Origin of the sequence: Bacillus cereus group sp. MG9, assembly GCF_040459995.1 — a bacterium.
In the GTDB taxonomy this organism is placed as follows: domain Bacteria; phylum Bacillota; class Bacilli; order Bacillales; family Bacillaceae_G; genus Bacillus_A; species Bacillus_A mycoides.
Genome location: NZ_JARVHC010000002.1, coordinates 150,228 through 162,246 on the forward strand (window position 1 = coordinate 150,228; position 12,019 = coordinate 162,246).

The following is a 12,019-nucleotide window of genomic DNA, read 5'->3' on the forward strand; positions in this document are numbered from 1 at the left end:
ACTCACCACTTAACATCCTCACGAACTGTTTGAAGTGGGAGATTCCTAAGTACGGAAACCTAACGGTTTCTAATTCATTAGGCGATCCCGTAGTTCCTACGGTTAAGAGACGAATTGCTTGGTTTCTAAGATTGAGCGCTGCATTTCAATCTCTATCGTGATGTGCGCCACAAGTAGGGTAATCCCACTCACGAATTGATAAAGTTTTTAATCGGTATAATGAAAAATTTCAATTGTTCATTATACCGATTAAGTGAAACAGTGTAAATGAAATCCCTTTAAGCAAAAGTTTTTTAGAGGCTTGTTTAAGGTTTGTCTCTATGTTTTTTGAAAATTATGTCTTTATAAAAGTATCTTAATTCTAATTGAATTGGAATATATATTAAAATTTATGACTAACAAAACTGATGGAATGTTAGAATATCCTTGTATATACTTTACGCATATTTATTTAATATAGCTGAAGCCTTTTCTTTGATTAGTGTAACTATTTCTATAGGATGTTTAACTTCAACGTCATCTCCCAAACCTAAAAAAAACTCACTCATATATCCAATTTCATTTTTATTTAGGTATGTATCAATTAGACCTGTTCCATCATCAAGTATTTTAATTTTTTCACGTAACCAGATGTTAAAATCACATTTAAGAATACCTTCTCTTGTTAAAATTACATATAATTTTATAAGTTCTTTGGGTTTTTCTTCTGTTTTTTCAAACCATGTATTTAAAGTTAAATTAGAAAAATCTTTCTTTTGCGGGAAGTTATTTTTAACTTCTAGCATCCTTATTCTATCTATTCGAAACAGTCTATTTTGTTGCCTATTAAAGCAATATGCGGGCATATACCAATACCCATTAGACGAATAAATACCTATGGGCTGTATAATTCGTTTTGAGAAGCCTCTTTTTGATTCATACTCAATTTGTATCACTTCTTGATCAATAGCAGCATCCATTATATTTTTTAAAAGAGGGGTCTTTTCCTGTCTTGTTGGAGTGATAAAGAGCACCCTTTCACTCATTGAATCAATTTTCTTTTTTAGTTCTTGTGGAAGATAATTATAAAATTTATTTAGAGCGGATTTAGATTCATGTTCAAATGGTATGGAATCATAATATTGTAAAGATTGACAAGCGAAAAACAAGGAGATTGCTTCATTTTCAGAGAATGTAATGGGGGGTAATAAGCCATTTTTATTTATTAAACGATACCCCCCATGAGGACCTCGTTCAGAATAAAGTGGAATTCCAAGGGTAGATAATTCTTCTAAATCCCGTAGAATCGTACGTTTAGATACATTAAATTCATCTGCAAGCTCTTGCACAGTAAATTTATTTTTTGTGTTGATTTGCAGCAATATATTAAAAAGTCTATTTATCTTGCTCATCAGTTTTCATCCTTTTTAAAAATTTTTCTTTTATACATGACAAAAATTGTCACTATTAAATGTTACGATTAAGTTGTTCAAATAAGGAATGGAGGCGAATATATGTACAGTAAATTGATGCGAACTACCTTTAAGAGTGCAACAGTATACAAGTTTAATGTATTAACAAAGATTATAGCAACGCTTATAGCCGTGTTTGCTGTAAGGCAGGTTTGGACCGTCTTATATGAGAATCCCCCAGCGAATGGGGTTAATGTTACTTTAGACGTAATGTTAACATATATGACAATCTCAATTGTACTACAATCCCTATATACTCCTACAATTGTATGGGAAGTAAGTCAAAAAATTCAAAATGGACAAATAGCACAAGAATTTCAACGTCCATGGAATTTTGAGTTTGCAATGCTTTCGCGTTCGTTCGGACTGATTCTTGCGAATATTATGACGGTTGTTATTCCTATTGGAGTTATTACCGTGTTTATTTTCCCAATTAGTATTAGTAGCTCATGGATAATGTGGTGTGCTTTTTTATTTAGTATTTTTGCTGGTATTATAATAAATTTTTGTGTTCAGTTTTTTATTTCTCTTCTTGCATTTGTTTTTGTAGAAGTTTGGGGATTTGAGATTGTTATAGGATTAGCTACTTCGTTTTTATCCGGACAATTAATACCACTGTGGTTTTTCCCAGAGTTTTTGCAAAAAATCGCTCAATTTCTACCTTTTAGAGGAATGTACGATATTCCATTATCTATTATAACAGGGCAAGTTAATTTTCAGAATGTTTTAGGTTTATTGGCTTTTCAAATAATGTGGGCTGTTGGCTTAATAATAATCATCCGTTTAGTTGTTAGATATTTTCAAAGAGTGCTTGTAGTTGCTGGTGGTTAAGAAAGGAGAGAAGTATATGGAATACTTAAGACTTTATTTAAAAATGCAGAAAGCTAATATTCGTTCTAGAATGGCATATCCATTTAATTTTTTCTTAGGCATTATTTGTGTTACATGTTTCGGAATATTTTCTACCCTATTTATATGGGTACTAACAAGAAACTTTCCAAGTATAGCCGGATGGAATTTTTACGAAATTTTATTCATTTCGTCTTTTAACATGCTTTCCTATTCGTTGGGCTTACTATTATTTATACACATTATGGACATTGATCATTATGTAAGAAATGCGGAGTTTGATAGAATCCTTGTCCGACCAATGAACGCACTTTTACAGTTTGCAAGTAAGCAAATTAATATTAACAGTTTAGGAACAGTAATTTATGCAGTAAGTGCGTTAATTTACGCAGGTGTCCATATTAGTGGATGGAGTGCTGTATCAATTTTATATACCGTGTTACTAATTATTTGTGGAACTATAGTTTCTATATCTATCCATTTAATAATAGGATCAACAGCCTTTATTACTTTACAAAGTGGAGGATTGTTTCAAATGTTAGACAATATCTATACGAATGTTGATAACTATCCAGTCACAATTTTTCCGAAATGGGTACAATTTTTCTTAACTTTTATACTTCCTATTGGGTTTATAGGCTTCTATCCAAGTGCCGGTTTATTAGGAAAAGGTTCTTATTTATTAAATGAAAATCTTATTTTGATCTGTTTGGCAGTCTCACTTATTTTATCTATTTTAAGTTATATTATTTGGCACGTGTCTATTAAGTTTTATTCGGGAGCCGGTTCTTAATTTTAAAAAAATTTCGGGGGTGTCTGTATTGATTATTGAAGCAAAAAATTTATCGAGAGAATTTACAGTATATTCTAAAGAAAATGGTTCTTTCTTTATGTTGAATCAAATTTTAGGAAGGAAAGGAACTAAGAAAAAGGTTGTAGATAATATAAATATGGACATTGCTGAAGGTGAAATGGTAGGGTATTTAGGACCCAATGGGGCAGGGAAATCTACAACAATAAAAATGCTTTCAGGAGTTTTAACACCTACTTCAGGAGAGTTAAAAGTTCTGGGTAGGGAACCAGGGAAGTATCGTAAAGAAAATGCTAAAGATATTGGCGTTCTATATGGACAGAGAACACAGTTATGGTGGGATCTAAAATTAAAAGATTCCTTTGAACTATTAAAAGCGATATATAAAGTTGATTCTAAGGTATATAAAAAAAGATTAGATAACTTTATTGAAATATTAGATATGGAGGAATTTATAAATCGACCAGTCCGACAATTATCTTTAGGGCAGAGAATGAGAGGAGAAATGGTTGCTACACTACTACATTCACCACCAATTTTATTTTTAGATGAACCAACTATTGGCTTAGATGTTTTGGCTAAAAATAAGATACAGGAGTTTCTTAAATTTTTAAATAAAGAAGAAAAAACAACGGTATTAATAACATCTCATAACATGGACGATATTGAAAAATTATGTGATAGAATTGTTCTTATTGATCAAGGAAAGATTATGTTTGATGGTGCAAAAAATAATTTAAAGAAAATGACCACAAAAAAAGATACGTTAATTGTGGAAATTGCGCTAGAAGACATGAATAAGATACCATCTTTGATTCCTCTAAAAAAAGAAGATAATAAAATGTACTTTGAATTTAGTGATCATGAAGAAGTACCAAAGATTATTAATGAATTATCTAAACAATTCAGGTTAATTAAAATAGAAATTGAAACACCTGAAATAGAGCAAGTATTAAGGGAATTATATGAAAATAAACAATATGGGATGGTTCTTTAACGTACTGTTAACAACAAAATTACTATTAAATAATGGAATGATAAGAGTAGATTATTATATTATAAATATGCCAAGCGGCAATATATTATGAGAGGAGGGAAAGACATGACAGATTCAAATACAAAAATGTTTGTTGGTGGCGTAAAGATTTAATATTGTTCTAATTTTTCAGGTAGAACTATTCAGATGTACTTTTTTAGTACTTCTGGATGGTTCTATTTTTTTATATAAGAAATCATTATTTTATATTAATGTACAAATATTTTTTAGACGTATTGTATAAAAAAGTCATAAGGAAGGCACTAGAAGTCATTAACATGACGTTAACATGTTAATGATTTTAAAGTAATGGAACAGTACAAGTGTATATGAGATGATAACTATGAAATAAGAAAATAAGTATATAAAGGAGGTGATTAATATGACAAACCCAAAAGTTCTTGTTGGAGGCGTAAACGCGTAATATTGTTCTAATTTTTTGGGTAGAACTATTCAGATGTACTTTTTTAGTACTTCTGGGTGGTTCTATTTTTTTATATAAGAAATCATTATTTTATATTAATTTACTAATGTTTTTTAGATGTATCTTCTGAAGAAGATCAGAAGGAAGGTACAGGAAGTCATTAACATGACGTTAACATGTTAATGATTTTAAAGTAATGGGACAGTACAAGTGTATATGAGATGATAACTATGAAATAAGAAAATAAGTATATAAAGGAGGTGGTTAATATGACAAACCCAAAAGTTCTTGTTGGAGGCGTAAACGCGTAATATTGTTCTAATTTTTTAGGTAGAGCCATTTAGACTTACTTTACTAGTATTTCTGAGTGGTTTTATTTTATATGTTCATTAAACCTATTATAACTATGTATTAATACTTAAATGTTATTTGGATATGGTTTATGAAAAAACTTTAAAAGGAATATGTTAGTAGTTCTTAACATGGTATTAACATGTTAAGAACTCTAAATTGATGGGACAGTACAAGTATATATATGATTATAACTGTATAAAGGAGGTGATAAATATGCGAGATGGAATATCAAAAGTTCTGGTGATTAAAGTTATTTAATTGTTTCAGTAATAACAGACATATAGAAATGTTTAAAATGCCTTCTTTTTTACTTTAGTAGTTAAAGCTATGTGAACCATACTTAATTTATTTTATTAATATGCATTATGAAAAGGTTAAATTATTTCCATGTATAGTGCCTACTTTTCCCCACTAAGCTCTTACTATAAATTTTTACATTGATTATGTTAAACACTTTAATTTCTCCGAAAAATCCTTAGGCCTACTACTAAGGATTTTTTATTTAATAAAAAATTCACACTTTAATGTTTTTTCTGTAAATAACGCAAAATTAACTGTGTATTTATGTCATTACTTTTAATCAATTTGTATTCTTTTATTTAAGGAATAAAAAATATGGAGAAGAAAAAGATGAAAAATTATAAAGTTAACAATTCAATACTAGACTTGGTAGGTAGTACACCATTAATGTTATTAGAAGCATTTTCTGATAATGATGTGAGAATTTTTGCGAAGATAGAAGGGTTTAACCCTGGGGGAAGTATGAAAGATCGTCCAGGATTAAATATGATTAATATTGCTGAAAAAAAAGGTATATTAAAGCCGGGTGGAAGAATTATTGAGTCAAGCTCAGGGAACTTAGGAATTGCTCTAGCTATGATTGGTGCAGTTAAGGGATATCAGGTACATTGTGTAGTCGATCCTAGAATTAGTACGACTAACTTAAAGATTATGCGAGCGTATGGAGCAACAATAGATATGGTCTCTCGACCAGATAACTATGGTGGCTATCAACAAGCAAGGATTGATAGGGTAAAGGAATTATTAGAAGTATATGAAGATGCTTACTGGCCGAATCAATATGACAATAAGGGGAATCCAGAGGCACATTATAAAGGAACAGCTTTTGAAATCTATAATGCGTTAGGAGAAGATATTGATTACTTAGTAATACCTGTTAGCTCCGCAGGATTAGTAACAGGTTGTGGTTTATTTGTTAAAAAGCATATGAAAAAAACAAAAATTATAGCGGTTGATGCAAAAGGATCAACTATTTTTGGTGGCTGTCCTTCTGCTCGTAGGATGACGGGAATTGGTGGGAATGTAACACCTCCTAATTTAAAAAGAGAACTTATAGATGAAGTATTTCATGTGAATGACGATGAGAGTGTTCAAATGTGTGAGCAGATTATTAAAAATGAAAGTCTTCTTGTTGGTCCATCTTCAGGAGCGGCACTTTTTACAGCACTTAAGTTAAAGGGAAATATAAAAGGTAAAAAAAATATAGTAGTAATATTTCCTGATAATGGCGATAGATATTTGGATGGTTTATTGGATGTATTTTGTTCAAAAAGTGATCGGAAAGTAAATATTGAAAATCTAGCTTATTAGCAATGAAAGGAAGCTAACAATGGATTATGTAAGATCTGTATTTGATTTATGTGGCGATACCCCAATTGTACAACTAAATAGAATGGCTAAATATCAGAATGTATTTTTAAAGCTTGAAAGCTTTAACCCTGGTAAGAGTGTCAAGGATCGACCTGTTATAGAAATGCTGAAAGATGCGGAGGATTCGGGCAGATTGAGGGCAGGGATGACTATTGTCGAATCCACTTCGGGTAATACTGGCATAGCGCTAGCTTTATATGGGAAGAAAAAAGGTTACAGAGTTATATGTGTAGCAGATGAAAATATCCCGAGAGAAAAGCTTAACTTACTTAAAGCATATGGTGCAGAGGTAGAGATGGTGGAAGGAACCATAAATTTGAAAAATGCAGATTTAACAGAATATCGTATAAAATACATTCGTAATTTAATTGCAGATAATAAAGATTATATTAATTTGAGTCAATATGATAATGTGATGAATCCTCATGCTCATGAAATACATACTGCAGAAGAAATATTAAAACAAATTAATCAAGATATTAAAGCGATAGTTATTAGTGTTGGCACAGGTGGAACAATAACGGGTGTCTCTAAAGGTATCAAAGATAAAAGGCCAGATTTGCTAATATATGGGGTGGAGCCAGTTGGATCTACTTTATTTGGTGGGGAAAAAGGCCCATATTTACAACAAGGTCCTGGAAATTATTTTAAGCCTAAAATATTTAATACAGTACATGTAGATAATCATGAAAAGGTTAATGACTATAATGCCTTTAAAACAACAAGGGATTTAGCTACTAAAGAAGGTTTATTATTAGGAGGATCTTCGGGAGCTGTAGTATATGCTGCTATCAAAATTGCCGATCAATTAAAAGAATCATGTGGAGTTTTAGCAGTTTGTCCTGATAATGGGACCAAATATTTAGACACAATTTTTAATGATGAATGGCTCAAAGAACATAATCTGTTTTAATCAAGGAGGTGAGTTTAATGATAATGAATAAAAATAAATCTAATATGGTTCAAATGATTGAGTATTTTTGTAATAGAAATACTACTGATGTTGAGCAGATTATTAAAATGGTACATGAAGTTGGGTATGATTTAACTCAAATAGAGAATGTTAATTTTTTATTTTCAACAGGTGTAAATAGACATCGGTATATAAGTATAGTAGAAAAGAATGCTAATCTTGAACAAAGTGTAAAATTTATACACCAGAATTTAATTTATGAAATAGAGTCTAGTTACATTACGCAGCGACTTGAATTGACTCATTATCAAATTGTGGTAATAGAGATCAATCTGAAATATGCGAGAATATTAAAGGAATTAGAAATAGATAATGAATCAATACTTTACCAAAGAATAAATTATTTCCTTATACCAGTGTTACAATTATTATCTTTAAAGCAAGTACTAGAAATTTGTATTGACTACTCGAAAAAACGCGTTGCTTTTGATGTACCTATTCATAAACATCAATTAGTGGGCCAAACATTAGCAGATAGTTTTACAGAGTATACAACCAATAAATTATTATTAATAGAACTAGCAAAGAAATTAGATAAGAAATTAATTACCATGAAAGAATGTGTTAGATCAATAATATTTCTTATAGAGAGTCAACAAGAAATTGTAGATAAGTTAGTTCCTACAACTGGCGCATATGGATTAATTGAAGAAGCAGGTATAAATAGCAGGTTTTTAGAAATTCATGGAATTGGTTCTGTATTCCACTACATTAACTACGTATAACTAAGAGGGTTTGATAAATGTGGGTTATATTAAAACTTTGTTAAAAAAACAAATAGCGTTAAAAAAAGAAGCAGCAGTTATCAATGAAGAATTTATATATTCTCCTACAAAGGTAATAAAGGAAATGAACGTTATTAGTAATAACTTTAAGCATTTCAAAAAGGGAGAAAAAATTGGTTTAGTAGTAGATCATTCTTTACGATCATTGATGATATTGTTAACAATTATAGAGCAAGAATATAGTTTACTACCATTGGATAGTAAATGTACAGTTTCTGAAATAGAAAGAGTTAAAAAAATTACAGAAACAAGTGTATGGATTATACCAGATACCTATAACTATGAATCTATATCAACCAGCAGCTTTTACACTTACTCGGAAGTTTATAGTGAACAATTGAAAAGACCAAATAATAACTATGAAGCAGAAAGTAAATCCTTATATATGCTTACTTCTGGAACAAGTGGTATTACTAAAATTGCCAAGATTCCTTACCATAGTTTATGGAGAGGTGCGGAAAGCTATCGAGATTGGTTTGATATTAAAAATACCGATACTATAATTTCAACCGTTCCATTAACTCACTCATACGGTTTAATAGGTGCATGTTTAACTTCAATTTTTAGTCAAGCTACTCTGTATCTATGTAAAAACCCTACCCCCAGAAAAGTCATTAATGCAGTTCATGCATCAAAATCTACAATTTTATTTGGAGTACCTGTATTTTATAACATACTTACTCAAGCCCAAAAAATAACAAAAATAGATTTAGAAACGCTAAGATTAATAATTTCATCAGGAGGTCCTCTAGATAAGATAGTTAAGGGGGAATTTTTCCAAAAGTTCGGTCTGCCTATTCAACAAGTATATGGAAGTACAGAAACAGGTGCCATAGCAGCGACACATCCTGTTAGAAAATCAAGTTTAAATGCGGTGGGTTACATATTACCTCACGTTAAAGTAGAAACAAGTAATAATGGTTGTTTAAAAGTGCAAAGTCATACGGTTTTTAATGGATATTTAACTGAAGTTGGTGAGCATTCGTTTGTTATTAACAGAACATTCGAAACAGGAGACTATGGATACGTTAAAAATGGAGAGATTTTTTTAAAAGGACGGGCAAAAACATTTATAAATGTTGGAGGTAGAAAAATAAATCCAACCGAAATTGAACGTGCTTTAGTAAATCATCCTTATATTACAGATTGTAAGGTTTTAGGAGAAGTGGATACATTATATGGAGAGAGAATTGTTGCCTATGTTCAAGCACAAAGTGAGTATCTAACTATTGAATGTGTTAAAGAATTTTTAGAAAGAAGATTAGCAGAATATAAGTTACCCCACCAAATTAAAATTGTACAAGAAATTTCGAAAAGTTGGAAGGAAAAATATATAGAAGGGGATAGATACTAATGAGATACGTAGAAGAGAAAGAACAAAACGATAGTATTTGTATAATTGGATTAGGTTATGTTGGTATTACACTAGCTAGTGCATTTCTTGCTAAAAAACAGAATGTTGTAGGTATTGAGGTGAAAAAAGAAGTTAGGGATCAATTGAGTAGAGGGGATATACATCTATTTGAACCTGGAATAGAAAGTATATTAAAAGAGGAAATTAATAATAGACTTACAGTTCAACAATATATTCCGGATAATTTAAAGAGTGTAATTATTTGTGTAGGTACTCCGTACTCACAAAGAGATAATAAGCCAGATTTAAGATATCTCAAGGAAGCTATTGAGGCTGTAAAAGATAAAATGACATCCGATACTTTAATAGTTATTCGAAGTACATTACCAATTGGTGTCACTAGGGAATTTGTTTTACCTATACTTCAAAATAAAATTAAAAATCCTAAAGTTGTATTTGCACCAGAAAGAACAATTCAAGGTAAAGCATTAGAAGAGTTATTAAATTTACCACAGGTTATTGGAACATCCAATGATGAACATTTTGAGCAAGCTAAACGACTTTTTGAGAAGCTAGGCGTAGAAGTAGTCAGGGTACGATCGTTTGAAACAGCAGAGATGCTGAAGTTAATGTGCAATGCACATACAGATATTTTATATAGCTTTGGGAATGAGATGTCCAATATTTCAACAAAATTTAATATAGATATACATGAGATGATAGAAGCTGCAAATCATAATTATCCTAGACCAGATATTGCGACTCCGGGTTATGTAGGGGGATCATGTTTAACTAAAGACCCTTATCACTTAATTTATTCTGCTAAGCAAAAAGGATATATGCCGCATTTAGTAAAAGCAGCAAGAGATACAAATGAGAATTTGCTTAAAGGTATTATGTTACAAATAAATGATATTTTGGAGAGTAAAGGGTTGGATTGGAATACCACTAAAATTTTTGTTTCAGGGTTGGCATACAAGGGACGGCCTGAAACAGATGATTTAAGAGGAAGTGCAATATGGGAGCTCCTTAACCTTTTAAAAGGAAAGAAAGTTAAAGAAATCATGTTACATGATTTTGTGATTGATGCTCAAAAAATTGAAGAGGAATTTGGACTAAAGGCTGTTACATTCGAAGCTGGAATGAAAGAAACAGATATTGTGATTATTTTAAATAATCACCCTCAGTATCAATTATATTCAGATAATATAATTGATACTCATGAGAAGAAACAGAAAATTATTTATGATGTATGGGGTATTTATAAAGAGGTTCTCAAAAATGTGACAAATAAAAAATGTGATTACTTAGGAGTGGGATTTAATGGCTAAAATTTTGGTAACTGGTGGAGCAGGTTTTATAGGTTTTCATTTAGTAAAGTATTTACTATCCCAAGAACATAATGTAACGGTTATTGATAACTTTTTTAGAATTAAAGAAGATGATGAATTTAGAAAGCATGAATCTAAATTTAACTTTATACAAGGTGATCTAACTAAACCTTTAGATGATCTACTAATGGATAAGTCATTCGACTATGTATTTCATTTAGCTGCTATAAATGGTGTTAAATATGCGAATGAAATGCCTGAAAAAGTATTAAGGACCAATATTTTGAGCACGATTAATGTTTTAGATTGGTGTGCAAAGCATCCACCTAAGTCATTTGTTTTTTCTTCATCTAGCGAAACGTATAATGGGTCAAAAGAATGTTTTGATATACCAATCCCGACATCCGAGGGCGTACCTGTAGCAATTAGTGATGTAACTTTACCAAGAAATTCTTATGCGGGTTCGAAGATTACTGGTGAATTATTAACTATTCATTACGCAAATAAATATAATTTTGCAGGGAAAATTGTTCGCTATCATAATATTTATGGACCAAGAATGGGAAAAGACCATGTAGTTCCAGCTTTAATTGAAAGAATTTTCAGTAAAGAAACCCCTTTTAAACTATATGGTGCTGAACAAACAAGAGCGTTTTGCTTTATTACAGATGCAGTGGAAGCAACATATGAGGTGGCTTTACTAGAAGATGAAAAATGTCAGATAGTTCATGTTGGTAACTCAGAAGAAGAAATCGAAATTAAAGATTTATGTAAAAAAATATTTAAGATAGCTAATTATGATGTGGAAATTGAAAATCTTCCAGCACCAGCAGGTTCACCTGCGAGAAGATGCCCAAGTACAGAAGAACTTAAAAGAATAATTAACTATATGCCTAAAGTCTCATTAGAAGAAGGATTGTTCCGAACTTATGAATGGTACAAACAAGAATATAAAAAAAATATTGATGTTGTTTAGAAGT

The 12,019-nt window shown here is 30.9% G+C and carries 10 protein-coding genes and 1 pseudogene; 9 read left to right on the forward strand and 2 right to left on the reverse strand.

Annotation, left to right across the window (positions count from 1 at the left end; translation table 11 throughout):
- Positions 1-85: 85 nt before the first annotated feature.
- Both QCI77_RS28545 and QCI77_RS28550 read right to left on the reverse strand, forming a co-directional pair.
- A pseudogene (locus QCI77_RS28545) lies at positions 86-211 on the reverse strand (zinc ribbon domain-containing protein); the annotation flags it as partial.
- Positions 212-437: 226 nt separating this feature from the next.
- Positions 438-1,391 (reverse strand): helix-turn-helix transcriptional regulator, encoded by a 954-nt coding sequence (locus QCI77_RS28550; RefSeq protein WP_193648228.1) that lies wholly within the window; start codon positions 1,389-1,391, stop codon positions 438-440.
- A gap of 102 nt (positions 1,392-1,493) precedes the next feature.
- On the opposite strand from QCI77_RS28550, the gene QCI77_RS28555 reads away from it, so the two are divergent.
- The 9 genes from QCI77_RS28555 to QCI77_RS28595 all read left to right on the forward strand — a co-directional run bounded on the left by QCI77_RS28555 (position 1,494) and on the right by QCI77_RS28595 (position 12,015).
- The gene (locus tag QCI77_RS28555; protein ID WP_201050416.1) at positions 1,494-2,282 is read left to right on the forward strand and encodes an ABC transporter permease; all 789 of its coding nucleotides are present in this window, start codon (positions 1,494-1,496) and stop codon (positions 2,280-2,282) included.
- Positions 2,283-2,352: 70 nt separating this feature from the next.
- On the forward strand, positions 2,353-3,093 hold the full coding sequence (locus QCI77_RS28560; protein ID WP_353826042.1) for an ABC transporter permease: 741 nt from the start codon (positions 2,353-2,355) through the stop codon (positions 3,091-3,093).
- A gap of 19 nt (positions 3,094-3,112) precedes the next feature.
- Complete coding sequence (locus QCI77_RS28565; RefSeq protein ID WP_240381037.1) at positions 3,113-4,108, forward strand: ABC transporter ATP-binding protein; 996 nt, start codon at positions 3,113-3,115, stop codon at positions 4,106-4,108.
- A gap of 1,447 nt (positions 4,109-5,555) precedes the next feature.
- Positions 5,556-6,536: a 2,3-diaminopropionate biosynthesis protein SbnA gene (gene sbnA, locus QCI77_RS28570; RefSeq protein ID WP_353825909.1), complete on the forward strand. Its 981-nt coding sequence runs from the start codon at positions 5,556-5,558 to the stop codon at positions 6,534-6,536.
- Between the two features lie 19 nt (positions 6,537-6,555).
- A complete protein-coding gene (locus tag QCI77_RS28575) occupies positions 6,556-7,509 on the forward strand; it encodes a PLP-dependent cysteine synthase family protein (protein WP_353825910.1) in 954 nt (317 codons plus the stop codon).
- A 17-nt stretch (positions 7,510-7,526) separates the two neighbouring features.
- Complete coding sequence (locus QCI77_RS28580; protein ID WP_149191287.1) at positions 7,527-8,294, forward strand: acyl-CoA dehydrogenase family protein; 768 nt, start codon at positions 7,527-7,529, stop codon at positions 8,292-8,294.
- A gap of 19 nt (positions 8,295-8,313) precedes the next feature.
- Positions 8,314-9,708 carry a class I adenylate-forming enzyme family protein gene (locus tag QCI77_RS28585; RefSeq protein WP_353825911.1) on the forward strand — a complete coding sequence of 465 codons (1,395 nt, stop codon included), beginning with the start codon at positions 8,314-8,316 and terminating at the stop codon, positions 9,706-9,708.
- The gene (locus tag QCI77_RS28590) at positions 9,708-11,039 is read left to right on the forward strand and encodes a nucleotide sugar dehydrogenase (RefSeq protein ID WP_353825912.1); all 1,332 of its coding nucleotides are present in this window, start codon (positions 9,708-9,710) and stop codon (positions 11,037-11,039) included. The genes QCI77_RS28585 and QCI77_RS28590 overlap by 1 nt, the downstream gene beginning before the upstream one ends.
- Entirely contained in the window at positions 11,032-12,015 is a 984-nt protein-coding gene (locus QCI77_RS28595; RefSeq protein ID WP_149191284.1) for an NAD-dependent epimerase/dehydratase family protein, read from the forward strand. The genes QCI77_RS28590 and QCI77_RS28595 overlap by 8 nt, the downstream gene beginning before the upstream one ends.
- Positions 12,016-12,019: the final 4 nt, after the last annotated feature.